The sequence below is a fragment of the Embleya sp. NPDC005575 genome (genome assembly GCF_040605455.1).
Taxonomy (GTDB): domain Bacteria; phylum Actinomycetota; class Actinomycetes; order Streptomycetales; family Streptomycetaceae; genus Embleya.
Genome location: NZ_JBEXCV010000127.1, coordinates 1 through 26,560 on the forward strand (window position 1 = coordinate 1; position 26,560 = coordinate 26,560).

The following is a 26,560-nucleotide window of genomic DNA, read 5'->3' on the forward strand; positions in this document are numbered from 1 at the left end:
ACCACCTGGAACATCTGGAACGGCATCCGCGCCGCCCTCTCCACCGCCGCCGCCGTCGCCATGCTCAAAGCCCTCCGCCTCCACCGCCGCAACCGCATCTGACCTCCCACCGACCCCCACCCCGATTGATCGCAGCCTTCGCGTCACGCCGGGAACGAACGGGGCACCGACGCCGGCAAGGGCGAGGACCGTCACGCACGGATGTCGGCGGGCCTGCTCAGGCGAAGCGGACCTCGTGGTCGTGTGGGGTGGTGAAGGCCAGAAGGCGGGCGGCTTCGGTGGTCAGGGCCGCCTTGGCTTCCTCGGTGATCGGGCGGAAGGGTTGCACGTCGAGGACAAGGGGCGGGCCGGAACGGCGGACGGCGGCGGAAGAGCCCGCCGAGACCGGTTTGCCGGCTCGGGTGAGCCGCCACATGCCCGCAACCAGGCCGTCGACCAGGAAGGTTGCCCGAATGATGCCGTTGACGGTGAAGAGGCGTTTGCGGTTCTCTTCGGAGATGATCCGGGCGCGGTCGGCGTGGGAGAGCAGGATGTTGTCGAATTCCGGAAGGAACCGAACCGGAGCGGGGGCGTCCTCGGGGGGCAGCGGAGCGTCGGGGATGTCGTAGAGCTCGCGCCCGGCCTCGTCTCGGTACACGGCCAGACTCGGACGGAGCCGATCGACCGCCTCACGCAGCCGGCTCAAGCCGGACCAGGCCTGCATGTCGGCGATCGTGGCCGGACCGAAGGCCGCCAGGTAGCGCAACAGCATGGCGTCCGGGGCGGTTTCGGCCGCGAGTGGCCGGTCCAGCCAGTGTTCGGCGGTGGTGCAGGCGGATTGACCGCTGCGGCCCCACAACGCCCGCGGCGGGACCTGGACCAGGGGTGCCTGGCTGCGCAGCGCGTGCGCAAGGGCCCTCGGATCCTCGTCCGGGAAACGTTCCGCGAGCGCAAGCCCGAGCGCCTTGGCGGTCAGGGGTCGCTCGGCCATCAACTCCCGTCCTGTGGCGATTAGTTCGGCCACATCGACCTTCGAGTCGCCGAGTCCGTGCAGGGCGTTGCGGTACAGGTCCGCGTCGTAGATCGGCTGCACGACGGGCCGGAGCGCAAGGCAGTCCGCGGCGGTCACCAGGTGCACCGTGCCGCGCATCAGGCCCAGGCGCACGGCGCGGCGGTCGGTCAGGAGGTCGGCCAGTTCGGTCGGCGCGAAGTCGGCGAGGCGGGTCCACAGGCCGATGTACGGCGGGTGCGGGGCCTGCGCCTGCATGCCGACCAGGTGCGTGATCGCCGCCTCCGCCGAGATCGCGTGCCGTCGGGTCAACAATTGACGTTCGAGCAGCGCGCGATTGAGTCGGCGGGTGCTGAGAGTGGTGATCTCCATGCCCGAAGACTAGGAGCGAATGCGGACGGAAACCTGCCGCATTCGACGCCACGGTGATCACATGGACACGCTGGAGAGTACGACCCGCCTGCTTCGTTTGTTGTCCCTCCTCCAATCGCGACCCGAACGGCAGTCCGCCCCCGAGCCGCAGTCGCCTTCGAGGCGCCGCGACCGTGCCGACCAGCCCCTCCCACCCGACCCGCCGGGCTGGACCGGCCCCCGACTCGCCGCGCGCCTCGGCGTCAGCCCCCGCACCGTCCGGCGCGACGTGCAACGGCTGCGCGCGGCGGGCCATCCGGTCCGCACGTCGGCCGGCGGGTATCGGCTCGATGCGGGCGACCGGTTGCCGCCGCTGCTCCTGGACGACGACGAGGCGGTCGCGATCGTGACCGGACTGCGCACCGCGGTCGGCGGCACGGTCGCCGGGATCGGGCCGACCTCGGCCCGGGCGCTGGCCAAGCTCGAACAGCTGCTGCCCGCCCGGCTGCGCCGCCGGGTCGACGCACTCGACGCGGTCACCGTGTCGCTGCCGGTGTGCGGCGAGACGGTGGCCCCCGCCGACCTGGCCACGATCGCGGCGGCGTGCCACTGCGCCGAGACGCTGCGCTTCGACTACCGCACCCACGACGGTCGCGAGGCCGTCCGCACGACCGAACCGCACCGACTCGCCTGCACGGGACGCCGCTGGTACCTGCTGGCCTGGGACCTCGACCGCGCCGACTGGCGTACCTTTCGTGTGGACCGGATCCGGCTGCGCCCGCCGACCGGCCCGGGGTTCGCGCCGCGTCCGCTGCCGGACCGCGATGTCGCCGCGTACATCCGCGCGGGCATCTCCACGGGCACCTACGCACACCGCGCGACCGTGCGCCTGCATGCCTCACCGGAACTCGCCGCGGCTCGGATCGGCGCCACCGACGGCGTCCTGGAGGCGATCGACGCGGATACGTGCCGGTTGACCACGGGGGCGTCCTCGATCGACGCGCTGGCGATTCGTCTCGCCTTCCTCGACCTCGACTTCACCGTCGAGAGCCCACCCGAACTCGTCCAGCGGGTCGCCCGGTTGGCCGGGCGCTGGACCCGAGCGGCGGGCTGAGACCGGCTCGTCGGGACCCACGACGGCCGAGCCCCGCCGGACACACCCGCAGCACATCGCGTCCAACCTCGGCGCCCACGCCCGGCTCGCCAACCTCGGCGCGTACGTCACCTCCAAGGCCGCCGTGAGCGCCCTCACCCGCAGCGCCGCACTCGACCACATCGGCGAGGGCGTGCGAATCAACGCGGTCAGCCCCGGCCCGCCGGCCACCACGATGTCGCTGCGTCCCGGCGAGACCGAGGCCGAGCGCGCGGACCGAATGAAGGGTGAGAACCCGTCCGGCCGGGTCGGCACACTGGCCGAACTCGCGGCTGCCGTCCTGTACCTGGCCTCCGACGAGGCCGGCTTCGCGGTCGGCACCGACCTCGTCCTCGACGGCGGCGCCAGCGCCTGACCGGCACTACGGATTCCGAGCCCCGGCCCGGCCGCCGTCACCCCGACACGGCCGGGCCGCCTCGGCATGCCGCTCGACGCCCCGAACTGCCCTGGTCCGGGCGGCCGATCGGCTACTCCCGGTCGAGTACCTCGGCCAGTGCCACGGCGAACTCGTCCGGCCGCAACGCGTAACCCACGTGATCGGTCGGGAACTCCACGACCGGGAGGCCGAGGCGCTCGGCAAGCAGTGCCGTGGTGCGGTAAAGCAGCGTCTGCGCACCCTCGTTCGAGACCACCGGCACCAGCGGGGCGCCCCGCAGCGCGGTGAAGTCCGGTTCGAACCGGGCGAACGACGAGAGTTCATAGGACAGATTGAAATGCACGTTGGCCTGCACCCGTTCGATCAACTCCCGCACCGGAGCCGGCAGGTCCGGCGTGGGTTCCGGCGGGCCGGCCAGCCCGAACAGCGCACTGAGCTCGCCCATCGCGGCCTTCACGCCGTCGGTCCGATACAGCTCGCAGACCTTGTCGAACCTTTCGTGCCACCGCTTCGGCTCGGGCAACAGCCCCAACACGAACGGCTCGTGGGCGATCAGCAGATCGATCTGTTCGGGGTGTCGGGCGAGCAGGTCGAGGCCGATCGTGGCACCGGAGCTGGTGCCGAAGACGGCGGCGGGTTCGGAAGAGAGGGCCAAGAGCAACCGATGCGCGTCGTCGGCGTGCTCGTCGATGCGCTGCTCGCCGGGCGGACCGGTGAGCCGGCTACGGGAGTTGCCTCGTCGGTCGTACGCGACCACGGTGTGGCGGTCGGCCAGCCGCTCGCCCAGCGCCGAGAACAGGCCGGTATCCCCGTTGCTGCCGTTGATCAATAACAGGACCGGTCCGGAGCCGCGAACCTCGTAATAGAGGTCGGCTCCGGGTACCGCCAGCGTGCCGGAATCCATGAGATCTGCCTTCTGTGCGGGAACCGCTGCGTTGCAACGCTACGGACGCGAGCGGTGCCCCGTCCGGCAAACCCGGTTTTCCCGATCCGGCGACCCGGGCGCTCGTGAAGCGCAGTGAGCCGACCCCCGTCGCGGGCTCCTCGGCTGCCCGATCCGCCCCGGCCGGCGCCGCCGCGGGCCGGGGCGCGGCCTCGCGAATCCGCACCGTCCGGGCCGCGAACACGCCCACCGCGCGACATCGCCACCACGCCGACAGGTCGCCGGAGGGCCGCTGACTCGCGCCGGTACCGGTTACCGGGTGCCGGCCCTGGTGTCCCCGAGCACCCGTTCGCACTCGGCCCAGGCGGCGACGCTGAGCAGCGGACGGAACCCGGCCAGCAGGGCCCGCAGCTCCGCGCCCCACTGCGCCCGAAGCTCCGGGGCGACGCGGACGATGTCGAGTTCATTGGCCGCCGTGAGCTCGGCGAAGTCGCGCCGCTCGGCCTCGGTCGGCCGGTAGGTGCGGCCGGTGAACCGGTCCCGGAACGGGCCGTCGACCAGCGTGCCGTGGCTGGCGGTCCGGTCGCAGCTGCCGTAGAAGTACACGATGCGCTCGGCGTCCACGCCGATCCGGCCGGCGAGTTCGGCGCGGCGGTCCAGCGGGAGCAGGGCGGTCGCGAAGCCGTCCGTGCCGTAGAAGGCGTGGCACAGGCCGGCGGTGCGCAGTTCGGGGCGTGCGCCCCAGGTGTCGAGCAGGGCCTCGACCCGGCTCAGGTGGGCCAGCAGGGTTCCGCCGGGATGCTCGATGCGGTCCCCGCCGAGCATGCGGATGTAGTCGACGATCATGTGCCACCCCTTGCCACGTAATGGGTCGGCGCCGACTGTCCGGTGGCCGCCCGATGACTTCGGGCTCACGATAGCGCTGACGAACCGTCAGATCCCAGGGCCTCGGGCATACACATTGCGGGGTGCCCGGGCTCTGCTCGACATTCACAATGCCCTGAACGACGTGCGCGGACCTGCCGGTGCCGGGCGCGGCACCGGAAAGGACGTGCCGGAAACGACCGGCGGGGAATGACGACGCGGCCGTCCGCTTTGTGGATAGCGTCGAGGCAGGCTGCGAACGAGTACGGAGATCAGCGTGGGACCGGATCAGTTCTGTCTGGTGTTGTTGCGACGCATGGGCGATTACCAACCCGATCTGGTCGCCGATGCCGTCCGCGAGTTGGAATTCAGCCGCACCCGGATGCGCGAGGTCAACGCTCAGTGGCAGCGCATGGTGCGCAGCCGCTCGGTCGGTGGCCCCGCCCGCGCGTACCGGGCCGCGCTCGGCGAGCCGGCCGGCCGGGCCGAACGCAGGATCGGGGATCTCACCGCCGACGCGCAATGGTGGGTGCTGCCGCTGTGGCCGGAGTTGCGCTTCGAAATCCTCACCGGCCCCGACGGGCGGGTCTGGCAGGAATGGCTCGTGCGAGCCGATCCCGCCACGACGCCGCCCGTCGAGAGCGTGGCCGGGCTGCGGCCGTGGGGGTTCGTGATCGGGGACATCGAGCACGCGTACCCGAAATTGCGACACGTGGAGGGTTCCGCGCCCAGCCGCTGGGCGAGCCTGATCACCGAAGGCGAAAGCACGTACCGGGCGGATTTCGTCTGGGGCCTACTCCAGAACGTGACCCGCATCGACGCCGAGACGAACCCGACCCCGGCCGCACAGGCCCTTTAGGCACCCCATACCACCACCGCCGGGATCGCCCGCGCCCACCGAAGCCACGCCCGCGGCATCGACGCCACGTCGGATGCGCCCCGCCGCTAAAACCGCACGCGCAACGACTCCGGCCCGCGCAGCGCCGTACCGAGCAGCCCTCGTACGCGCGTCGGCTCGGCGGGTCGCATCGCCGGCAGCCGTTGCAGCAGCACCTTGAGCGCGGCCCGGATCTCGGCGAGGGCCAGCCAGGTGCCGAGACATACGTGCGGCCCGGCGCCGAACGCGAGCGTGGGTCGGACCCGGCGGCCGATGTCGAACACGTCCGGGTCCGGGTAGTGCGCCGGGTCCCGGTTGGCCGCCGTGATCGCGAAGATCAGCGGTGTCTCCGCCGGTATGTCCAGTCCCAGCCCCTGCCAGTCGCGAACCGGCGCCGGGCACACCCGAGGCAACAGGCCCACCGGCGGCTCCCAGCGCAACGACTCCTCGACCGCCCATTCCAGTTCCTCGTCGGGGTCGGCCAGCACCCGGGCCAACTGCTCGGGGTGGGTGAGCAGGGCGAACAGGGCGTTGCCCAGTCCCAGGTAGGTGGTGTCGGCGCCGGCCGGGAAGAGCAGCCGCAGGAAGGAGAGGATCTCCTCGTCGGTGAGCCGGCGACCCTCGGCCTCGGTACGGGCCAGCGTCGAGAGCAGGTCGTCGCCCGGGTCGATCCGGCGGCGCGCGACGATCGGCGTGACGTACTCGGTGAACTCGCGCGACGCGCGCTCGGCCGCCTCCGGCGCCATCGGGAAGTGGAACAGGTCGACGGCCCAGCGGCGGAATCGTTCCTCGTCGTCCATCGGCAGTCCGAGCAGGCGGGTGATCACCCGGACCGGGTAGCCGTGCGTGAACTCGGTGACCAGGTCGGCCTCGCCGCGCGCCTCGAAGCGGTCCACGAGTTCGTGCGCGAGCGGTTCCAGGATCGCCTCGACCTGGTCGGTGACCACCTTGCGCCGAAACGCCGGCACCACGAGCTTCCGGTTGACCCGGTGCTCGGCGCCGCGCATGCACTGGATGGTGTGCCCGAGTACGGGTTCGGTGGTCGCGGCGTAGATCGCGGACGCCGGGAACGACTCCTCGTCCTTGAACGCGGCGGTCACCAGATCGTGGGTCAGGAACAACACCGCCCGCGTACCCAGGAAGGGCACGATCGCGTACGGCTTGCGCGCCCGCGCCGCGGCGATCACCTCGTGCAGGTTGGGAATGTCGTCGAAGGCGAAGTCGTAACCCTCGATATCGAACGGCGCGAGCTCATCGAACGGGTCTGTGGATTCGAACGTTTCGCGCGCTGCGGGCAGATCGGTCATCCGGGCTCCCTGGCCAAGCCTTCGGCGCCGCATCGCCTCGTCCGCGCCGCCAGGGTGCACACACATCCGCGCACATCGCGGCCTCACTTCACGAGTTGACGAATATTCGTCGCCGAAGTGACGTATATTCGTTGACTCTAGGGATGAGCCCGAGCCCGAACAAGGGGTGCCGCATGGTTGCTTCGCCGCCCACCGATCGGGTGGTGGCCGTGATCGAGTTGCTCGCCGCCGCGCCACGCGGGCTGAGCGTGTCGGACGTGGCGGCCCGCCTGGATCTGAACCGGTCCACCGCGACCGCCGTGCTCGCCGCACTGGAGGCACCGGGCTGGGTGCGGCGGGGGCCGGATCGGCTGTACATGCTCGGACCGGGCCTGCTCGCGGTCGCCGACGCGGTGCATGCGCGCGTGCGACTCCCGGCGGGCACGGCGCAGGTGTTGGCCACACTCGCGGACCGGGTCGGCTGTGGGGTGGCGCTGTCCCTGGTCGATGTCGATCACGTGGTCTTCCTCGCGGTGGAGCCCGGACCGGGCCGGCTGCCGGCCGGAATCGAGGTGGGCACCAGGCTGCCGCTGCGACCGCCGGCCGGGGCCTCGGTGATGCCGTGGCGGTCGGCCGCCGAACGGGCCGCGTGGCTCGCGCACGCACCCGAGTTGGCGGCGACCCTGGACACGATCCGCGCGCACGGCATCGCCGCCTGGCGACCGCGCACCGACTCGGCCGAACTGTTGGCCGTCCTCCGGGACGTGGTGGGGCTGTTGGACGAACACCCGGGACGCACCGGACTGCGCGAGCGGGTACGCGATCAACTCGCGTCGATCAGCGCACACCCGTACACCGAGGCCGAGTTGACCTCGGATCAAGCCCTCCCCCTGAGCTACCTCGCCGCACCCATCCGGGACGCACACGGCCGGCCGACCCACGAACTCCAAATCGGCCCACTACGCGATGCCGTCGGCCACACCGAACGCCACGAATACATCACCGCGTTGCAAACCACCGCCACCCACCTCTCCGCCACCCCCAGACACGCCGGCGCCCCCCGCCCCAGGTAATCAACGCGCGGAGAGCGACAGAGCCGGCAAGCGTGGACGGTGTGACCCGGAGCGAAGCGGAGGGACACACCGTCCCGAGCGAGAGGCCACCTTTTGCTCCTCCGTTTCGCGCCTCCGCAAAAAGTGGTGCCTCGCGAGCCGGCGACAAAGTCGCCCAACAAACTATTCCCATGAAACTGCGCATCGGTGTCGGCCTGGGCCCGCGTGACCCCGCCGACCCCGCGACGTTCGACGAACTCGTCCGGCACATGGAACACATCGGCGTGGACTCGCTGTGGTTGCCCGATCTGGTCGGGGGTGACCTGCCCGACCCGCTCGTCGGTATCGGCTACGTGGCCGGCCGCACCCGGCGGCTCAAGCTGGGCAGCGGTGTCACTGTGCTGCCCGGCCGCAACCCGGTGGCCGTGGCCAAGGAACTCGCCACCCTGGCGGCACTCGCGCCGGGCCGGATCCTGCCGGTGTTCGGCGTCCGACACGCGACCGCGCGCGAACGGCCGCTGTTCCCGATCCCGGGCCCGCGCGGCGAGGTGATGGACGAGGCGCTCACCGTCGTGCGTCTCCTGCTCGAAAACGACGACGTGTCGTTCGAGGGCAAGTACCACCGCTGTGAACACGCACGCGTCGGACCGCGCCCCACCCGCCCGCTCGACCTGTGGCTCGGCGGCAGCGGCCCGAAGTCGCTGCGGCGGGTGGGCCGGCTCGCCGACGGCTGGCTCGGCGCCGCGCTGAGCCCCGACGAGGCCGGCGCGGCCAGGCGCACGATCGAGGCCGCCGCGGCGGAGGCCGGGCGTACCGTCGACGACGACCACTACGGGATGAGCCTGGTCGTCGCGTTCGACGGCATGCCCAGCCGCGAGTTCGGCGCGCTGCGCCGGCAGCGACCGGACGTGGACGTCGCCGAGTTGGTGCCCACCGGGTGGGCCGCCGCGCGCGAGCTGATCGGGCGGTACGCCGAGGCCGGGGTGAGCAAGTTCGTGGTCCGACCGGCCGGCACGCCGCCCTCGTGGACCTCGTTCCTGACCGAATTCGCCGCCGAACTGTTGCCGCTGGAGACGTGAACGATTCTGCCGCACACGGCGATTGACGTTCCGTAAGCAAAATATTGCGCACACTCGCGGCTGCCGGAATCATGCGGCCGGTGGTTCGCACCCGGCGTGCGAACCACCGGCCGCACGTTCGTCGTCCACCCGCCGACCTGCGTCGGAGCGGAGGTCGACACGTGAACAGTCCCCGTATGCCCGGGAGTCGGTCGTGCCCTCCGATTGGCCGGATTCCGTACGGCAGTTCCGATCGAATTCGGCCAACGGTGCCGCACCGGCCGTCACGACGGAGGGTTGCGCCCGGTCTGACAGTCAGTCAGGATCGCCCCCGTTCCCCTCCGGACGGCGCGCGCCACCGAGCGCTGCCACCGGCAACGAAGGATGGAAATACACGTGTCGACTTCCCCCACGACTCCGCTCTGGCTTCAGGGACGGGACGCCGTCGTCGCCGCGGCGGCCCCCGACGGCTGGCGCGAAGCGGCCCCCGACTACCACCTCTCGCACACGGTGATGCCGGGCCAGCGCAGCACACAGCACGCATCCGACTCGCTGGAGGCGATCGTCGAGAGCCTCGTGCAGGTTTTCGAGATGGAGGTCTCGCACAAGAAGGATCCGAAGACCTGGGTCTCGATGGTCACCGAGCGCTTCCGCACGAACGTCAACGGCGGCCCTTGGGCGAGCGCGCAGGACATCGTCGACCAGGGCAGCTACAACATCCTGATCGGCGACAGCATCTTCTACTCGCCGGGTCGGGAGAGCTTCGAGTCCTCACACCACATCTTCCACACCGCGTTTCCCGAGGGCTTCTACTGGGAGGTCCTCGAAGTCCTCTCCCCGCCGCCCGTGATCGCCTTCAAGTGGCGGCACTGGGGCAGTTACACGGGCGAGTACAAGGGTTTCCAGCCGGACGGCAAGACCATCGAGATGTTCGGCATGAGCGTGGCCAAGGTCAGCGAAGACCTCAAGCTCGTCGAGGTCGAGCACTACTACGACCCGAACGCCTTCCTGTCCCGACTCACCGGCGGTTGCCCGGTCGCACACGGCAACTGACCCGGCTCGATACGGTACGGGCCGGGCCGGCTCGATTCGGGCCAAGCCGGCCGCCGGAACGTCGCCGGGTCCCGGCAGGGTCCCCGATCCACCGGCCGTCGGGTGCCGGGCGGCCTCACCCCGAGCCCACCCGGCACCCGAGTTGCCCGATCACGCCGAGCCCCGCCCACGCCCGGCGCCCGCCTTCCCGATAGCTTGGCGCACCACCGTGGTACCGACCCGGTGGTTGCCTCGACGGGCTCCATCACGACCCGCCGACGGCCGAGGCACGAGCCGGGACGACGATGACCGACGAGCACAACCCGCCCACCTTCCGGGTCCAGTGGAGCAGCGCCTTCCGGACCAACTCCGTCGGACTCGCCGGGCACGGGTTTCCGTTCGCCGCCGAGGTGTTCGAGCGGGACGGGGTGTACGGGATCGGCGGCGCGGCGGCGCGGGTGTGCGATCTGGTCGACGTAATCGAAGCGTTCGCGCAGCCCGTAGTCACGGTGCAGAGCCTCGGGCACTACTGGTTCGATCAGGAGGGCCGTCGCGAGTGGACGCCGGGCGAGATCGCCCGGGAGCAGGGTGTCGAAGCCGAGGCGCACGACGTCACCTGGGCCGGGCACAACGAGTTGCTCGTGCTGCGCCGGTCGGACCTGGGCCCGTTCCTGGCGGAGCTGTATCCGTACAACATCGACGTGGTCGACGCGCCCGGCCCGGTGGCGGCCGCGGCCGCCGACGAGATGGCACTCGCGGTCGGCACGCGTGGCCTCGACACCTGCGTGCTGCACGAGCTACCGGACGCCGAGCTGCATTTCTCCGGCCACGACGACTGCTACTTCCACATCGAGAGCCGCGACCCCGTGCTACCCGTCCGGGTGTTCGCCCGACTGCTGACCCTCGCCGCGGGCGCGGCGCTGCTCGCGCGCGCCGAGACGAGCACCGAGACGAGCAGCGAGCCCAGCACCGAGCCCAGTGTCGAGCCGCGCACCGAGGCGGTCACCGTGGTCGAACCGGACGCCGAGTTCGTGCGGGCGATCCTGGCCCGGAGCGGACACTGGTCGGGCCCGGTCCGCGCGCCCGAACCGGACGGCACGGTCCGACTCGATCTCGCGGCGGACAAGTGGCGACTCGGCAAGCGCCTCCCGCCCCAGGCCGACCTGTCGGCTTGCTACGACCCGACCAGGGGTCGTTGGCACCTCGTGGAATCCGAGCCCGAATTCGAGGCCGAGCCCGACGCCGAGCCCGGGTTCGGATCCGCGCCGGCGCCCACATCCACCACCGGGCCGGACAGCGCCCGATGACGCCGACTCACAACCGCGGCGTGCGCATTCGGGTCAGCCGACCGCCCTCGCCGACCGCGTCGCCTACGGTGCGCACCGTCATGGAGCGGTACGTGCCCGGGACGGTGGACACCCAAAAGCGCTCACCGAAGATCGTCGCCGGCGCCTGGAGCACGAACCGGCCGCGCCGGAACTCGACCTGCGGCGGCACGCCGTCGTCCGGCAACACGCCCCATGCGAGCGCCCACGCCGGCTCGCCGCGACCGGACCGCAGCGCACCGCGCAGCAGGGTCGGCCCCAGTGCGGCGCCGGCCACGGCCACGTCGATCAGCCGGTAGCCCGTGTACACCTCGAGCGCCGGTCGCCCACGCGAACCCTTGCCCAGGCGCATCGTGCAGTCGCTCAGCCGCAGATAGAGCTCGGTGGTCGTCTGCTGCAGGACATCGCTCATGGCGCGCTCCCCCGTTCGAAGCGCCCGACGGGACAGTCCCTCGGGCCCCATCAGGATCCACCGGCGAGGCCGATTGCCACATCGGCTGTACGAACCGTTTCCACCGGGCCACGTACTCCCCCTGTAGGACGGAGAAATCTCGCGGGCCTCACCCGAGCGAGCGAGTCGGCGACCCGCACACCGCTCGCGCGGGGTCAAGTCGTGCCCGGAACGGCCAGACCCGTCTCGTACGCACAGATCACCGCATGCACCCGATCGCGCAGCCCGAGCTTCCCCAAAATGCTGCTGACGTGCGTCTTCACCGTGTGCTCGCTGACCACCAGCGCCTCGGCGATCTCCGCGTTGGACATGCCCAGGGCCAGGCAGCGCATCGTCTCCCGCTCGCGCGTGGTCAACACGGCCAGCCGCTCGGCCGGTTCGGCCGGGGCCTCCGTACGGGGTAGTCGGCGCGTATAGTCGGCGATCAGCCGTCGGGTCACCGACGGCGCGAGCAGCGCCTCGCCGCTCGCCACCATCCGCACCGCATGCACCAGGTCGTCCCGGCGCACGTCCTTGAGCAGAAATCCGGCCGCACCCGCGTAGAGCGCGTCGTAGACGTACTCGTCCACGTCGAACGTGGTCAGCATGACGATCCGGCAGCTCGGCGCCTCGGCCGACACCACGCGGGCCGCCTCGATGCCGTCCATCCGGGGCATCCGGACGTCCAGGAGCAGTACGTCGGGCCGGTGCGCGCGGACCGCCTCGACCGCCTCCAGGCCGTCGCCCGCCTCGGCCACCACGCAGATGTCGGGCTGCGCGTCCAGGATCATCGCGAAGCCGCTGCGCACCAACCCCTGATCGTCGGCCACCACCACGCTGATCGGCATCACGAGGTCCGCACCGGGCCGACCGGGATCCGCAGCGCGACCTCGAAGCCCGGCCCGGTCACTCGCGGCCCGACCGTCACGCTGCCGCCGCACGCGGTCGCCCGCTCGCGGATGCCGATCAGCCCGTGGCCGCCGCCCGGACGCGGTCGCCCGCCCCGGCCGTCGTCGGTGATGGTGATCCTCATCGTGTCCACGCCCCATTCGAGCCGCACCACCACCGCGGTGGCGTGCGCGTGCCTGACCGTGTTGGTCAGCGCCTCCTGGACGACACGGTACGCGGCGATCTCCGCGTCCGAGCGCAGCGGTCGGCGCACGCCGACGCTCTCGTAGACCACCCGTAGGTCGGTCCGGCCGACCTCGGCGACCAGGTCGGCGATGTTGGCGACGGTGGGCTGTGGCGCCCGGGCGCCGGCCTCGTCGTCCTCCTTGAGCGTGCCCAGGATCCGCCGGAGTTGCACCATCGCATCGCGCCCGGCGTCCGCGATCGCGTCGAACGCGGCCTCCGCGCGGGCCGGATCGCTGCGCACCACCACCGGTCCGGCCTCGGCCTGCACGGTCATCAGGCTCACCGCGTGCGCCAGGATGTCGTGCATGTCCCGGGCGATCCTGGCCCGTTCGCGCACGGCGGCCCGGGCCACCTCGGCGTCCGCGCGACGGATCTCCAGGTCGCGCTCGTGCTCCAGCCGCCGGGTGCGCTCCTCGATCCCGGCGATGTAGGCGGTGCGGTGCCTGGTGGCCAGTCCGAAGGCGGCGGCCGCGGTCAGGGCCAGGACATCGAAGGTGGCCTGTTGCGCCGGCTGATTCTTGAAGTTCTCCACGACCAGCGTGATCGGCAGCGCCAACACCGCGACGGCGATCCGCTCCCAGCGCCGACCGAGCGCGAAGACCGTGTAGATCGCAATCGTCATGCCGAACTGGAACGGCTGGCCGGGTCGATGGTGCAGCGATACCGGCACCGTGAACACCGCCACCACACACGCGACCGGGAACGGCTGCCGGCGCCGCCAGATCAACGGGATCGCGGTGCCGCTCAGCAGCAGGAACCCGAGCCGATAGGGCGAACGCAAGGCGACCAGGAACGGCAGCGACACCATGAACTGCACCATCAGCGCGATCATGATGTCCAGGACCTGCGGGTCGATCCGGCGCAGGATGCCCAGCGTGTGTTTGGCCCGGTCACGGACGTGCCGGTCGGCGCCGCGCTCGGCGAGGTGGTCGGACATGCGGCGTGCTCCCGGGTGGTGTGTACCGACAGTGTCGCGGCTGATCCCCCGCCGCCGCCTCGCTCGTGAGAGGGATCTGCACGGGATCCGGCCGCACGGGCCCGTCAGCCCCTGGGGCCCCTCGGGCCCGTTCGACGCTTGTCGGCGCAAGTGCGCCGGGGAGCCGACCAATCGGGCGAATCGATCGGCCGCCGACGAACGCGCCCTCCGATGGCATTTCGGGTGCCGTCGCGTCTGGTACGACTGATGCCATGGCTACCGGCAACCGCTTCGTCCCCGACCCCGACCGTTCGACACGGACAGCGCGGTGTGCTCGGCCGGCCTTCGCCGTCTCGGGCCGGACAGGGGCGGAGCCGTGCGGCCACTGAGGCGGGGACAGGTGTGGACGATCCCCACCGTCGGCCGCGAACGTACTTTCATGATCGTGCAGAACGACCACGTCGCCGCACTGCACCCGGGCGCGGCGCTGTGCGCACTGGTGGACACCGTCGGCGACCGGCAGGAGTCACTGGTCACGGTCCGGATCACCACGCCGGTCACCGGCGTCGTGCTCGCCCCCGACCTGTACACGTCGCGGCACCGCCGCTTCGAACAGGGCACCTATCTGGGCGATGTCGCGCCCGACGAGATGGAACGGGTCGATGTCGCGCTGCGCGCCGTCCTGGGTCTGTGAGGCCGTCGGCGAGGCCGAGGCCGGCCGTGCGACCCGGGACGGCGCGGCGAACGGGGGTTCCGCGCTATCTCGGCAGGGTGATCCGGAACGTGGTGCGGCCGGGTTCGGAGTCGACCGTGACCGTGCCGTCGTGCCGTTCGACGATGATCCGGTAGGAGATGTCCAGGCCCAGTCCGGTGCCCTCGCCGAGCGCCTTCGTGGTGAAGAACGGCTCGAAGATCCGGTCCTGGATGTCGGGCGGGATGCCGGGGCCGTCGTCCTCGACCTCGATCACCACCGACGCCGCGTCCGCGCGCGCCCGCAGGGTCAGCGTGCCCTTGCCGCCCATCGCGTCGGCGGCGTTGTCGATCAGGTTGGTCCACACCTGGTTGAGCTCGGCCGGATATGCCTGGATCTTCGGCAGATCCTCGGCGTATTCGCGCTCGACCCGGATGTCGCGCAGCGGGCCGGCCAGCATGGCCACCGTGCTGTCCAGGCCCTTGCGCAGATCGCTCTCCTGGTAGGGGGCCCGGTCCATCTGGGTGTACTGGCCGGCGGCGGCGAGCAGTTCGGTGATCCGACCGAGCGCGTCGGCGACCTCGTCGAGCAGCGCCTCGCCCTCCAGGTTGGCGGCAAGCCAGGTCAACCCGGGCCGGGCGGCCGAGCCCAGCGCGGCGCCCGCACCCCGGGCCCAGTCCTCGTACAGACCCACGTTCACGAACGACGGGGCTGTCTCGTACGCATCCGCAACGCCCAGGTCCTCGAAGATCTCGGCGACTTCGTCGGTACGGTCGGCGAACTCCAGCGGGCGCAGCCGGGGCGCCTCGGTGCCACGGTGGGCAAGCACCTCGGCCTGGAGCCGGTCCAGCGCCTCCAGCGCCTCGACGGTTGCCCCCGCGCGAGCCAACTCGGCTCGGGCCGAACGCAGTTCCCCAAGCCGGGTGCGCAGATTCGCGGCGGCCCGCTCGGCTGCCGCCGCCGGGTTGCCCAGTTCGTGGGTGAGTCCGGCGGTAAGGGTGCCCAGGGCCACCATGCGCTCCCGCTGGCCGACCGCCGAACCGTTGCGGCGCGCGCCCAGGAACATGCCCGCGACCAGGTGCGCGGCCATCGGGAACCACTCGGTGAAGGCCTGCGCCAGCTCGGCTGCCGGCAGCACGAAGAAGGTCGAGTCGACGTGCGTTCGCGCGGTGTTGCCATACGCGTGCACGGCCGGCGTCCCGTCGTTGCCGTCCAGGGCGAGTGCGGCGCCGACATACGCACCGCGCATCGACGAGCGGTGCACCTCCAACTCGCCGCCGCGCACCGTGCGGTTCATCGTGACCTCGCCGGAGAGCAGCACGAAGAAGCACTCGCCGGGGTCGCCCTCGTGGTACAGCGTGGTGTTCGCCGGGAACGCCTTGACCTTGCCGTGCGCGCACAGCCAGTTCAGGTGTTCGTCGGCGAGTTTCTCGAACAGGAAGAGGGTGCGCAGTTCCTCGGGCGGCAACACGTCGCACACGCTCATCGCGAGCCCTCCGCCGCCGGGATCCGGGTGTTCAGGGTCTCCAGATAACGGTGTACCAGCATCACCGTCATCGCGCCTTCGCCGACCGCCGAGGCAACTCGCTTGACCGAGGCCGCGCGCGAGTCGCCGGCCGCGAACACGCCCGGCACGGCGGTCTCCTGGACGAACGGTGGCCGACTCCAGCCGTCGAGTTCGCCGTCGCATTCGTCGAGGAGTTCGCTGCCGGTGAGGATGTAGCCGTCCCGGTCGCGTCGCACACCGCTGCCGTCCAGCCACGCGGTGCGCGGGCTGGCGCCGATGAAGACGAACAGCCAGGACGCGGGGACCGTCTCCTCCTTGCCCGAGTCGCGGTCGCGCAGGGTGAGTTCGCGCAGCCGGCCGGTGCCGTGCGCGTGCGTGATCTCGGTGCGCACGCGCACCTCGACGTTGGGAATCTGCGCCAACTGCTCGATCAGGTAGTGCGACATGGACGCCTCCAGGCCCGCGCCGCGCACCAGGATGATCACCCGGCGGGCGTAGCGGGCGAAGAACACCGCGGCCTGACCGGCCGAGTTGGCCGCGCCGACGATGTAGACGTCCTGGTCGCGGGTGTCCGGGCCGGTGGTCAGCGCCGCGCCGTAGTAGACGCCGCGGTCGGTGAGTTCGGCCAGGCCCGGCGCGTCCAGGGTGCGGTAGGAAACGCCGGTGGCGAGGACGACCGCATGACCCCGGGCGACGATGTCGCCGTCGCACGAGATGGTGCGCACCTCGCCGTCCACGTGCAGCTCGGTCACATCGCGCGTGGTGACCATCTCGGCGCCGAACTTGAGTGCCTGTCGGCGGGCCCGGCCGATGAACTGCGAGCCGGAGATGCCGTCCGGGAAGCCGAGGTAGTTCTCGATCCGCGAGCTCTGCCCGGCCTGGCCGCCGGTGGCCTGGCGCTCCACCAGCAGCGTGCGCAGTCCCTCGCTGGCCGCGTACACCGCGGCGCCCAGCCCGGCCGGGCCGCCGCCGACGATCACCACGTCGTACAGGTCGCCGGAGGCGGTCACGGACAGACCGACGTACTCGGCCAGTTCACCCTTGGACGGGGACCGCAGCACGGTCGAGTCCGGCGCGATCACCACCGGCACGTCGGCCTCGGTGGTGCCGGTCTCGCGCATCAGTCGGCGTGCCTCGGCCTGGGTGACGTCGTACCAGCGATACGGCACACCGTTGTTGGCGAGGAAGTCGCGCAACTCGAAGGACGGCGCGGAGAACCGTGCGCCGATCACCGTGGCCCAGCTCTCGTCCGGCACCGGAGCGGTCTCCCACGCGGTGATCAGCGAGTCCAGGACCGGATAGAGCCGCTCTTCCGGTGGGTCCCACGGCTTGAGCAGGTAGTGGTCGATGTCCACGTCGTTGATCGCCCGGATCGCCGCGCCGGTGTCCGCGTAGGCGGTCAGCAGCACCCGTTTCGCACGCGGGTACAGGTGCGCGGCCTGTTCCAGGAAGGCGACGCCGTCCATCTGCGGCATACGTTGGTCGGCGATCAGCACCGCGACCTGCTCACCCCGCTCGTGCAGTTCGCCCAGCGCCTCCAGGGCCTGTGCGCCGGATTCGGCGCGCACGATGCGGTGCCGGTCGCCGTACTGTCGCCGCAGGTCGCGGGCCACCGCACGGGACACGGCCGGATCGTCGTCGACGGTGAGTAGTACGGGCTTGTCCACGAATTTCCTCACGGGCATGGGCGGAGCACAAAAGGGGACCACTGCCCGGATCCGGCCTCGGCCATGCACCGGACGGCGCGTCCGCCACGTTATCCTCTCGCCGAAACCCGCAGGTGAGGAGTGTCGGTGGCGTACGCCGTCGTCGGTGGTGCGGCTGCGCGGCTCGGCGATCGCATCGGTCCTCGGTGCGACCGTATGCCGGATCACCATCCCGGAGGCGCGGCAGCGCGCCACCAGCGCGTCGAGGTCTTCGTGGACCGGCTCCACGGGCGCCGGTTCGTCGCTCTCGCGCAGTACGCCGATCATCTCGTGCAGGCCGGGTCGGCGGCCCAGCCGGAGGGGGTGGTGCGCATGATTTCGACGCTGTCGACCCGACGTGTGCCGACACCTGCGTGGAAAGTCGTGCACTTTCCCTGTCGACCCACCCCGAACATGCCTAACGTGGCGCTATGTCCGAGAAGCGACGCCCTCCGCACCGCGAGACCATCCAGGCGCTCGTCGGAGTGGCCGTGATCGTGATCGGCCTCCTGACCACCCTGATCCTGCACCTCACCCACGACCCCGACCCGACCCCGCCGCCCCGAACCCCCATCCCGATCACCTCCACCGCGCCCGCGACATCACCCACTGCCCCACCGGCAGCAGCGGCCCGATAGCCCCAGGAGCGCAACGGAGGAGCCGAGCACGCCCCCAACCGGCCACAGCCACGGGAAGCACCCGGCCGACCGGGGCAACCGACCAGCCCGATCGAAGAGCCGGACGAACAGGCACGGCGGCGCAAGCGCACGGCCGGCGGGTCGGGGACGACCACCACCACAACGCCCGTCCGCTCGGCGGTCGACTCCCACTCGATCGGCCCTCCCCGCCACCGGCCACCGGCGCTCTTGCCGGCCATCCGCTCTGCGGGCGCGGGCCGGCTCGCGTTCACATCGGGTCGGGACATTTGCAGAGAGTCCTTTGCAGAGAAGTCTCTGTCTCATACAGTCGGACCGTGAACGACTCCCCGCGGCGGATGGACGCCCGTAGCCTGCGTGCCCTCGCCCACCCCCTACGTATGCGCCTGTTGGAGTTGCTACGGCTGGACGGTCCCGCGACTGCGACCCACCTGGCGGCGCGCGTCGACGACAGCACCGGAACGGTCAGTTGGCATCTGCGGCACCTTGCCGAGCACGGCTTCATCGAGGACGTGCCCGAGCGCGGGACGCGGCGTGAGCGCTGGTGGCGGGCCGTGGTGCGGCCACGCGATCTGCATACCAGCGAGTTCCGGGGCGATCCCGAGTCGCGTGGCGCACTGGATGTCTACCTGCGCGAGTTTCTCCGGCAGCAGGGCAATCGCATGGTCGAGTCGTTCGCGGACGCCGAAACCATGGGGCCCGAGTGGGTGAGCGCGCGGACCGTCTCGGACTGGAGCGGGGTGCGCCTGACGGCGGATCAGCTGGCCGAGCTGGGCCGACGGGTGATCGAGCTGGTCAACGAGGCCGTCCGGCAACCCGAGCAGCCGGGCGCGGCCACCATCGTGCTGCAGTTCCAGGCCTTTCCGCGCCGACCCGAGGAGGATTCCGGATGAGTGGGCTGCTTCGTCGGCATCGCGACTTCCGGCTGCTGTGGTGTGGCGAGACCGCCGGGAAGTTCGGTGCCTCGGTCACGGGCGTGGCGATGCCGTTGATCGCGATCTCCACGCTGGACGCCGGTACGTTCGAGATCGGCCTGCTCGGCGCCGCGGCCTGGCTGCCATGGTTGCTGATCGGGTTGCCGGTCGGCGTCTGGGTGGATCGAATAGCCCGTCGGCCGATCATGCTCGGCGCCGCGGCGTCCTCCTGCGCACTGTTCCTGGCGGTGCCGTTGGCGCACTGGGCGGGCGTACTGAGTGTCGGGCTGTTGCTGACGATCACGCTCGCGACCGGGGTGTCCGCGGTGTTCTTCCAGACCGCGTACACCGCCTATCTCCCGAGCATCCTGGCGCCCGCCGATCAGGCCGAGGGCAACGGCAAGCTGCACGGCAGCGCGTCCGCCGCACAGATCGTCGGGGGCGGCGCCGGCGGGCTGATCGCGCAGGCGGCGGGTGCGGTGAACGGCATGTTCGTCAATGCCGGGACCTTCCTCACCTCGTTCGTCTGCCTGCTCGGCATCGGCCATCGGGAACCGCCGCCGAATGCGACGGCGGGCGTCGACGGCGTCGACCACCGCGTGCCGCGTTCGCTCGTCCGCGAGATCGGCGAGGGGCTGCGCCTGGTCGCGCACGACCCGTGGTTGCGGACGTTCGCGCTCTACGGCGGCGCCTCCAATCTGGCTCTGGTCGGCCTCCAGTCCATGCAACTGGTGTTCCTGGTCCGCGAGGTCGGGGTGAGCGAGGGTGCGGTCGGCGCCCTGATCGCGGCCGGCTCGCTCGGCGGCATCGTGGGGGCGTTCGTCTCCCGCCGGGTCGCCGCGCGGATGGGCACGGCCCGGGCGTTCCTGGCCTTCGAACCGGGTGTCTCCGGCCTGGTCCTGCTCGTCCCGCTGACCACCGGTGGCGCGGGGCTGCTGCTGTTCGTGTTCGGCTCGTTCGCGATGGTCGCCGGTGTCGTGGCCGCCAATGTGATCAAGGCGGGCTTCCAACAGCGTTACTGTCCACCGCAGTTGCTCGGTCGGATCACCGCGAGCATGCAGTTCGTCAACTACGGCACCATCCCGCTCGGCGCGCTGCTGGCGGGCACCCTGGGCTCCACGATCGGCATACGCCCCACCATGTGGGTCATGGCCGCCGCGATCCCGGCCATGGGCCTGATCCTGGTCCTGTCCCCCGTCCGCCGCTGCCGCGACCTGCCCACCACGCCCCGGGACAGCACGGCACCGACCGTCCCGGGACGAGTGGCCTGAGGGCCGATCGGCCGACGGGGGCCGGCGCCGTGCACGGTTTTCGAAGCGCACCGAAAACGTGACGGCGGATGTCAAGTTATGAGGGGAGAGTGGGCCGCACGGAACAACAGGCTCCGATCAGGGTGCCCCCGGACACGATCCCGGGGCCTCGAACAAAGGAATCACCGATGACGAACAACGCTGCCGGGCACACGGGCGGCGGCCCGGAATCGTCCGCTGCGATCGGCACGCTGACCGCGCGGGTACGGGGTGTCGTGGTCGTGCCCGGAGACGCCGGGTACGACGACGAGCGCTCCGGATTCCAGACCGCGTTCCGACCGCGGCCGGACGTGATCGTGGGTGCGGCCGACGCCGAGGACGTGCGGCTCGCGGTCGAGTTCGCCCGGGCGCACGGGCTGCCGGTGGCGGTCCGGGCCACCGGGCACGCCCCGGCGAACGCGACCCCGGGCGGCGTGTTGATCTCCACCCGACGGATGGCCGGGGTCCGGGTCGACCCCCGGGCCCGGACCGCGTGGGCAGAGGCGGGTGCCCGTTGGGAGCGGGTGGTGGCCGAGAGTGCCCCGCACGGCTTGGCCCCGCTCAACGGCTCGGCCCCGCACGTTGGTGTCGTCGCGTACAGCCTGGGCGGCGGACTCGGCCTGATGGCCCGCGAATTCGGCTATGCCGCCGACCATGTCCGGGCGATCGAGGTCGTCACCGCCGACGCGAGCGTACGACGCGTCACCGCCGAGAGCGACGCCGACCTGTTCTGGGCGCTGCGCGGCGGCCGGGACAATTTCGGCATCGTCACCTCGATCGAGTTCGACCTGTTCCCGGTGGCCCGGGTGTACGGCGGTTCGCTGATCTTCGACGCCGACCGCGTCGAGGCGGCCACCGCGGCCTGGCTCGCCTGGACCGAGACGGTGCCGGAGCAGGTCACCTCGTCGATCTCGTTCATCGGCCTGCCCGACATCGAGCAGGTCCCGCCGCCGCTGCGCGGCCGGCACACCGCGACCGTCAAGATCGTCTACACCGGCGAAGCCGCCGACGGGGAACGCCTGGTGGCCCCGCTACGCGCGGTCGGACCACGCCTGGTCGACGACCTGACCGAGCTTGCCTACGCCGACTCGCACACCATCCACAACGATCCGGTCCACCCGCACGCCTACCTCGGCGACAACGTCCTGGTCCGCGACCTGGATCCGCAGGCAATGCGTGAGGTGTACCGGATCGCCGGTCCCAGCGCGCCGATGATGGTCATGCACGAGGTGCGCCACCTCGGCGGCGCGTTGTCCCGGCCACCGGCGGTGCCCAGCGCGGTCGGCCATCGCGACGCGCGCTACATCGTCCGGGTCGTGGCGATGATCGACGGCGCGGATCTCGATGTCGCGCGTGCCCTGCATGCCGACGTCCAGGCCGTGCTGAATCCGCTGTCCGTCGGCCGCAATCTCAACTTCGTCTACGGCGACGGGGTCCCGCCCACCCCCGATCAGGTCGCCGCGATGTACGACCCCGGGACGCGGGTGCGCCTGGTCGAACTCAAGGCGGCCCACGACCCGACCAACCTGTTCGACGGCAATCACAACGTGGTCGCCCCGCACCCGAACGACCGACCGGACCCCAGCTGAACTCCCCCTCCCGGCCCCGCGATCATGTACCCGAGTCATGGTCGGCGGGGCCGGACTCGGCGAATGAGGAGTCTGTCGTCGAAACGAGTACGAATGGCCTCGGCGCGATCCGCGACGGCGATCCCGGCATCGGCAGTGGTGTTGCCCGGCGGATGCGCCGAGACACCCGATCCGTCGGGGAGTTCGAGTTCGGACGCCGAGAGCGAGAACACCACGCCCGGCGATGATTCGACGGTGAGCGACCATGTGCTGTGCACCCGGATCCGGACGGCCACGACGAACCCCCGCAGCGCGCCCGCCCGGGCCGCCCGAGCCCGCATGCCCGGCCGCGGCTTTCCGCGGCCCGCAGCGGACCTCGTCGTCGGCGCTTCCGGGCAGTGCGCATGACGCAGCTGCGGCGGATTCCGGTGCTCACGGCCGTCGTACTGATGTGTGCGACCGGCTGCTCGGCGGCGACCGACATGGTGGACGGGATGAGCTCGGAGAGTACGAGCAACGCGCCCTTGCGACGCGAAACTGCGCGCACGAATCACGGCCGTGGTCAATCGGGTCCTCTCGGTGCATGCCGTGGTCGACCTCGCCGCGTACAGCACGCAGGCGAGCCCGATCGGCTGACCGACGGCGCACCCGGCCCAGCCCTGCGCTGCGGCGCCGAAAGGCGCGCGTGACCCCATAGCATCACCCGAGGCCACCATGACGTCACACAACGCCACATGACGCCATCTACGGAGCCATTCATACTTGTCATAGCGTCATCTTGGCGTCATGATGGCGTCATGGATCTCGCGCCGTACGTCGACAAGCTCTGTCGCGAACTCGCGGTCGCCGCCGAGGCGGGCGGTGCGGAGGCTCGCGTGCTCGCCGAGCGGTTGACCGGACCGCTCGAATCGGCCACCAGGCTCGCCCTGCTCGATGCGCTGTCCGCCGCCGCGGACGAGATCAGCCGCGAACTCGCGCCGGGCTCGGTCGATGTGCGGCTGCGCGGGGTCGACCCGGATTTCCTGGTCACACCGGCGCCGACCGCCCGGTCGTTCGAGGCGGCCGGGAGCGGATCCGAGGCCGGTTCGGGCGATCGGTCCGGCCCGCCGCCGGCCGCCGCACCCGTCCCCCGAGCGGACGAGCGTGGCACCTCGCGCATCACGCTGCGCCTGTCCGAACAGCTCAAGCCCAGGGTCGAACAGGCCGCGAGCCGCGCGGGCCTGTCGGTGAACGCCTGGCTCGTGCGCACGGTCTGCGCCGCGCTCGAACCCGAGGACCGAGGAAGCGAGCGACGCGCGACCTCGCGCGGCACCCAGCGCTACACCGGCTGGGTGCGTTAGCCGGATCCACCCGGGATGTCGACGGCGCGTCGAACGGGCGAGGCAACCGGGCTCTTGCGACCGCCGTCCCCGGGCCACATGCCGTCGTTCACACGCCGACCACGTGCGTTCCCACGTCCATCACCTCCGCCGGGACGGAATGTCATGCCTGCCTTCGAAACGCCCGAGCCGATCCTCGCCACCGTCGAGCCGACGGTCGGCACCCGCCGGATCAGCGCGAGCGACCGTACCGACCCTGTCGTCGACATACGGCCCGGCGACGCGTCGCACCGCGCCGACGTGCAGGCCGCCGAGCAGACCTCGGTCGACTACCGCCGGCCGGCCGGGTACACCACTCGCCGCTCTCGGCGGACGGCCCCGCGGCGACCGACGACACCGTCGAGGTACGCACCCGCACGCCGTCCGGCGACATCGTGATCCGCCCCTCCTGACCCACCCCGCCCACCCGACCCGCGCCGACGCGCGCAGCGGAGAGGAGCAGCCATGTGGGCCGCACGCGAAATGAGCGGCGGAATCTGGCCGTTGCCGCATCCCGTACCGCTGCCGCTGCTGTGTGCGGTGCTGGTCCTGGCCGCGCTCGCACCCCTGGAACGCCGACGCCGGCATCGGGCGGTCGCCCATCGACGGGCCGCCACTCGAACGACACGCGCAGCGCGACAAATGTCGGAATTCATGACAATCCCGGCGGAACATGGGAGCCGACCGCGGACACCAGCCGCCTCGATCCCGCAGGGAGCACCCATGCCCGTGACCGCCGACCTCGACAAGCTGCTCGACAAGGCATATGAGAACAAGACCTTGAGCGAAGTCCTCGCGGCGCCCGTCGCCGGGCTGGCCGGAATCACCGACGCGCATGCCGAGCACCTCGCGTCGCTGAAGATCACCACCATCGGCGACCTGGGCCGCAACAAGTACTTCCGCTGGGCCGCATCGCTCGCCGACCTCCAGGACAGCGGCGCCAAATAGCCGTCCACGATGCACCACCGCGGGCCCGCGCCCGGTCGAACGGGGCCGCCGCGCGGGCCCGCGCCGCAGTCTCGAACCACACCCTCGCCTCCGCCCGCCCGGCCTCGTTCCCGTCCCAGCCGGGCCTCTTCCCCCGCCCCACCCGGTCTCGTCCCCCCACCCGGCCCGGTCTCAACCGACGTGGTCGCTCTCCAGCGCCAACAGCAGATCCACCCGATCCCGCGCGGAGAACAGGTCCCGGCCGGTCAGATCGCGGACCCGGCCCATCCGTTGATGCAAAGCGCTGACATGTACGCCCAGCATCTGGGCGCAGCGCTGCCAGGCTCCGTTCGCGGCCAGGAAGGCGGTGAGTGTGCCGATCAGGTCGGTGCCGTGTTCGGCGTCGTACGCGCGCAGGCCACCCAGGACCCGATCGGCGAACGCGCTGCGGACCGGCCCGGGTACGGCCGCCAGCAGCGCCGGATAGGCGTCGATCTCCGGCCCCGCGGCCACCGTGAGCCGGCCGGGGCGCGCCCATGCGAGGTCTCGCGCGCCCCTGGCCTCGGCCAGAGCCGTCGCCCACGTGGGTGACATCCCGGCAATCCCGATCGCCACCCGCTCGGTTCCGAGCAGCGGCTCCCACCAATGCGCCGCGTGCTCGAACGCCGCAGCGATCCGGGCCGCCGCGCCGGCCCCGGTCCCGGCCGAGCAGAACACCACCGACTCGGCCTTGCCGCAGGCCACCACCCACCGCGCCGCTGGATCCGCCGCGAGCACCCGCTCGATCAGGTCCACCACGAGCCGCCCGGTCGCCGGGTCCGCGCCGTCGCCCGCCGCACAGCACACGATCGGCGCCGCGTCCGGCCCGATGCCGGCCGCGCCCAGGCGGGCCCGGACCGTCTCCGGGGCGGCGTCCGACTCGACCATGTCGACGAGTTCCCATGCGTGCGCGCGCTCCACGGCGAGCCGCTCCGCACGCCGCGCGCCGCCCAGCAGCAGCAGGTCGGCGGCCTGGGCGAGCGCGTCGTCGTCCGTGCGGTCACCGGCACAGACGAGGTATCCCGCGAACGCCGACCCGCGCCCGAGCGCGAACACCGTCTCGCCGTCGATCACCACCGGCAAGCACGCCGCCGCGAGCGCGCCGCGGGCGATCTCGACCGGATCGGCCGCGACCCACGCCGCGTTCGGCCCACTCGCCGTCGCGCCGACGAGCATCCGCCCCGCCGGCGTCACCACCCGGCACGCCGCGCCGAGTTCGCGGGCGAGCAGGTCCAGCAGGTCCTGCGTGTCGGCGCCCTCGGCCAGCGCCGTGATCAGCCGCCGCTGGCGACTGGGCAACCGCCCCGTGGCCGACCCCTGTTCGACCGCGACCCGGTGCGCGACCACCTCGGCGATCCGCACCACCGAAGCCGCCCGCGGCGCCAGCAGCAGCGGGAGTCCGGCTCGCGCGCACGCCTCGACCAGCGGGTACGGCACCTCGTCGAGGGCCGGTTCGACGCCGTCGACCCCGGCGCGGGCGTCGGGCACGACCACGACCGCCGCGGCGCCGCCCGCCGTGAGCGCCCGCGCGAGATCCCCGTTGTCGGCGCCGTACCCGTCCGCGTGCAGCACCACGAGTTCGCCGCCGACCAGGCCCCCGCCCGGGTCGACCGGATCCGCGGCGAACACCCGAAGCACCTCGCGCGCGAGCCCCTCCGTACCCGCCAGCAGGGCCAGTCGCAGCTCGGGCATGCCCAACAGATCCTCGACCCGCACCGCCGTGCCCCCAAGCCCTCGCCCATCATGTTCCGATGATCGTATGAACACGGAGCGATGCGGACACGACGGTTCCGCCGGTTCCCCCGTACCGCCGCCGTCCGAAGCACCGAACCGCACGGACCCACGGCCCCGAACGGGCGCCCCGCACCCCGGCGGGCGGCGTCCCGAACGCCGACGGAATCCGCCCCCCGATCGCCGCACATCCTCAAGGATGCGCCCTCACCGCGGCGCGGCCGGATCCCACCGCCCGGCCCGGTTCGGGCAGCGCCGACATCCGGCGGGCCGGCCGTGATCGCCCGGCGGCTCACCCCGCGAAACGGGTGCGCAGTGTCCCCATCGCCGCCGTCACCTCGTGGATCCGCAACAGCCGGCCCAGGCCCACGAACGCGGCCACCATCACCAGCCCGCCCAGGGCGAGTTGGAGCGCGGCGATGGGGACACTGCGCACCCGTTTCGCGGGGTGAGCCGCCGGGCGATCACGG

25 protein-coding genes and 1 pseudogene are annotated in these 26,560 nt (G+C 71.6%); 15 read left to right on the forward strand and 11 right to left on the reverse strand.

What is annotated here, in order from left to right; translation table 11 throughout:
• Positions 1–217: 217 nt before the first annotated feature.
• The gene (locus ABZS54_RS31610) at positions 218–1,360 is read right to left on the reverse strand and encodes a winged helix DNA-binding domain-containing protein (protein ID WP_355543783.1); all 1,143 of its coding nucleotides are present in this window, start codon (positions 1,358–1,360) and stop codon (positions 218–220) included.
• 61 nt (positions 1,361–1,421) lie between these two features.
• Between ABZS54_RS31610 and ABZS54_RS31615 the strand changes: the two genes are divergently transcribed.
• Positions 1,422–2,453, forward strand: coding sequence for a WYL domain-containing protein (locus ABZS54_RS31615; RefSeq protein WP_355543786.1), 1,032 nt, complete (start codon positions 1,422–1,424; stop codon positions 2,451–2,453).
• Between the two features lie 52 nt (positions 2,454–2,505).
• Positions 2,506–2,847 (forward strand): annotated as a pseudogene (locus ABZS54_RS31620) (SDR family oxidoreductase); the annotation flags it as partial.
• 112 nt (positions 2,848–2,959) lie between these two features.
• On the opposite strand, the gene ABZS54_RS31625 reads toward ABZS54_RS31620, so the two are convergent.
• Together ABZS54_RS31625 and ABZS54_RS31630 are read right to left on the reverse strand one after the other, a co-directional pair.
• Positions 2,960–3,772 carry an alpha/beta hydrolase gene (locus ABZS54_RS31625; protein ID WP_355543789.1) on the reverse strand — a complete coding sequence of 271 codons (813 nt, stop codon included), beginning with the start codon at positions 3,770–3,772 and terminating at the stop codon, positions 2,960–2,962.
• A gap of 291 nt (positions 3,773–4,063) precedes the next feature.
• Complete coding sequence (locus tag ABZS54_RS31630) at positions 4,064–4,597, reverse strand: DUF6817 domain-containing protein (protein WP_355543792.1); 534 nt, start codon at positions 4,595–4,597, stop codon at positions 4,064–4,066.
• Positions 4,598–4,892: 295 nt separating this feature from the next.
• Here ABZS54_RS31630 and ABZS54_RS31635 point away from each other — a divergent pair, with 295 nt between their 5' ends.
• Positions 4,893–5,474 (forward strand): hypothetical protein, encoded by a 582-nt coding sequence (locus tag ABZS54_RS31635; protein ID WP_355543795.1) that lies wholly within the window; start codon positions 4,893–4,895, stop codon positions 5,472–5,474.
• Positions 5,475–5,560: 86 nt separating this feature from the next.
• On the opposite strand, the gene ABZS54_RS31640 is transcribed toward ABZS54_RS31635, so the two are convergent.
• The gene (locus ABZS54_RS31640; protein WP_355543798.1) at positions 5,561–6,799 is read right to left on the reverse strand and encodes a cytochrome P450; all 1,239 of its coding nucleotides are present in this window, start codon (positions 6,797–6,799) and stop codon (positions 5,561–5,563) included.
• A gap of 173 nt (positions 6,800–6,972) precedes the next feature.
• Here ABZS54_RS31640 and ABZS54_RS31645 point away from each other — a divergent pair, with 173 nt between their 5' ends.
• The 4 genes from ABZS54_RS31645 (at position 6,973) to ABZS54_RS31660 (ending at position 11,227) form a co-directional block, all read left to right on the forward strand.
• Positions 6,973–7,851 (forward strand): helix-turn-helix domain-containing protein, encoded by an 879-nt coding sequence (locus tag ABZS54_RS31645; RefSeq protein ID WP_355543801.1) that lies wholly within the window; start codon positions 6,973–6,975, stop codon positions 7,849–7,851.
• A gap of 170 nt (positions 7,852–8,021) precedes the next feature.
• Entirely contained in the window at positions 8,022–8,909 is an 888-nt protein-coding gene (locus tag ABZS54_RS31650; RefSeq protein ID WP_355543804.1) for a TIGR03854 family LLM class F420-dependent oxidoreductase, read from the forward strand.
• A gap of 375 nt (positions 8,910–9,284) precedes the next feature.
• Positions 9,285–9,941, forward strand: coding sequence for an ester cyclase (locus ABZS54_RS31655; RefSeq protein ID WP_355543806.1), 657 nt, complete (start codon positions 9,285–9,287; stop codon positions 9,939–9,941).
• Between the two features lie 284 nt (positions 9,942–10,225).
• Positions 10,226–11,227 (forward strand): hypothetical protein, encoded by a 1,002-nt coding sequence (locus ABZS54_RS31660; protein ID WP_355543809.1) that lies wholly within the window; start codon positions 10,226–10,228, stop codon positions 11,225–11,227.
• A 7-nt stretch (positions 11,228–11,234) separates the two neighbouring features.
• Here the strand turns inward: ABZS54_RS31660 and ABZS54_RS31665 are convergent, their stop codons facing one another.
• From ABZS54_RS31665 to ABZS54_RS31675, 3 genes are all read right to left on the reverse strand, one after another.
• Positions 11,235–11,657 (reverse strand): hypothetical protein, encoded by a 423-nt coding sequence (locus tag ABZS54_RS31665; RefSeq protein WP_355543812.1) that lies wholly within the window; start codon positions 11,655–11,657, stop codon positions 11,235–11,237.
• A gap of 194 nt (positions 11,658–11,851) precedes the next feature.
• Positions 11,852–12,523: a response regulator transcription factor gene (locus ABZS54_RS31670; RefSeq protein WP_355543815.1), complete on the reverse strand. Its 672-nt coding sequence runs from the start codon at positions 12,521–12,523 to the stop codon at positions 11,852–11,854.
• Positions 12,523–13,746, reverse strand: coding sequence for a histidine kinase (locus ABZS54_RS31675; RefSeq protein WP_355543818.1), 1,224 nt, complete (start codon positions 13,744–13,746; stop codon positions 12,523–12,525). The genes ABZS54_RS31670 and ABZS54_RS31675 overlap by 1 nt, the downstream gene beginning before the upstream one ends.
• 379 nt (positions 13,747–14,125) lie before the next feature.
• On the opposite strand from ABZS54_RS31675, the gene ABZS54_RS31680 reads away from it, so the two are divergent.
• Positions 14,126–14,419: a type II toxin-antitoxin system PemK/MazF family toxin gene (locus ABZS54_RS31680; protein WP_355543821.1), complete on the forward strand. Its 294-nt coding sequence runs from the start codon at positions 14,126–14,128 to the stop codon at positions 14,417–14,419.
• A gap of 64 nt (positions 14,420–14,483) precedes the next feature.
• Here ABZS54_RS31680 and ABZS54_RS31685 read toward each other — a convergent pair whose 3' ends face one another.
• Positions 14,484–15,902: an ATP-binding protein gene (locus tag ABZS54_RS31685; protein ID WP_355543824.1), complete on the reverse strand. Its 1,419-nt coding sequence runs from the start codon at positions 15,900–15,902 to the stop codon at positions 14,484–14,486.
• Complete coding sequence (locus tag ABZS54_RS31690) at positions 15,899–17,608, reverse strand: FAD-dependent oxidoreductase (protein WP_355543827.1); 1,710 nt, start codon at positions 17,606–17,608, stop codon at positions 15,899–15,901. Before ABZS54_RS31690 ends, ABZS54_RS31685 begins: the two co-directional genes overlap by 4 nt.
• 431 nt (positions 17,609–18,039) lie before the next feature.
• On the opposite strand from ABZS54_RS31690, the gene ABZS54_RS31695 reads away from it, so the two are divergent.
• The 4 genes from ABZS54_RS31695 to ABZS54_RS31710 all read left to right on the forward strand — a co-directional run bounded on the left by ABZS54_RS31695 (position 18,040) and on the right by ABZS54_RS31710 (position 22,056).
• Entirely contained in the window at positions 18,040–18,246 is a 207-nt protein-coding gene (locus tag ABZS54_RS31695) for a hypothetical protein (protein WP_355543830.1), read from the forward strand.
• Between the two features lie 335 nt (positions 18,247–18,581).
• Positions 18,582–19,157: a helix-turn-helix domain-containing protein gene (locus ABZS54_RS31700; RefSeq protein WP_355543833.1), complete on the forward strand. Its 576-nt coding sequence runs from the start codon at positions 18,582–18,584 to the stop codon at positions 19,155–19,157.
• Positions 19,154–20,449: an MFS transporter gene (locus ABZS54_RS31705; protein ID WP_355543836.1), complete on the forward strand. Its 1,296-nt coding sequence runs from the start codon at positions 19,154–19,156 to the stop codon at positions 20,447–20,449. The genes ABZS54_RS31700 and ABZS54_RS31705 overlap by 4 nt, the downstream gene beginning before the upstream one ends.
• 167 nt (positions 20,450–20,616) lie before the next feature.
• The gene (locus ABZS54_RS31710) at positions 20,617–22,056 is read left to right on the forward strand and encodes an FAD-binding oxidoreductase (protein WP_355543839.1); all 1,440 of its coding nucleotides are present in this window, start codon (positions 20,617–20,619) and stop codon (positions 22,054–22,056) included.
• 35 nt (positions 22,057–22,091) lie between these two features.
• On the opposite strand, the gene ABZS54_RS31715 is transcribed toward ABZS54_RS31710, so the two are convergent.
• Entirely contained in the window at positions 22,092–22,376 is a 285-nt protein-coding gene (locus tag ABZS54_RS31715) for a hypothetical protein (RefSeq protein ID WP_355543841.1), read from the reverse strand.
• Positions 22,377–22,832: 456 nt separating this feature from the next.
• Here ABZS54_RS31715 and ABZS54_RS31720 point away from each other — a divergent pair, with 456 nt between their 5' ends.
• The 3 genes from ABZS54_RS31720 to ABZS54_RS31730 all read left to right on the forward strand — a co-directional run bounded on the left by ABZS54_RS31720 (position 22,833) and on the right by ABZS54_RS31730 (position 24,341).
• Complete coding sequence (locus tag ABZS54_RS31720) at positions 22,833–23,375, forward strand: hypothetical protein (RefSeq protein ID WP_355543844.1); 543 nt, start codon at positions 22,833–22,835, stop codon at positions 23,373–23,375.
• 144 nt (positions 23,376–23,519) lie between these two features.
• Positions 23,520–23,792: a hypothetical protein gene (locus tag ABZS54_RS31725; protein WP_355543847.1), complete on the forward strand. Its 273-nt coding sequence runs from the start codon at positions 23,520–23,522 to the stop codon at positions 23,790–23,792.
• A gap of 324 nt (positions 23,793–24,116) precedes the next feature.
• Positions 24,117–24,341: a hypothetical protein gene (locus tag ABZS54_RS31730; RefSeq protein ID WP_078974137.1), complete on the forward strand. Its 225-nt coding sequence runs from the start codon at positions 24,117–24,119 to the stop codon at positions 24,339–24,341.
• Positions 24,342–24,512: 171 nt separating this feature from the next.
• Here ABZS54_RS31730 and ABZS54_RS31735 read toward each other — a convergent pair whose 3' ends face one another.
• The gene (locus ABZS54_RS31735) at positions 24,513–26,051 is read right to left on the reverse strand and encodes a helix-turn-helix domain-containing protein (protein ID WP_355543851.1); all 1,539 of its coding nucleotides are present in this window, start codon (positions 26,049–26,051) and stop codon (positions 24,513–24,515) included.
• Positions 26,052–26,560 lie beyond the last annotated feature (509 nt).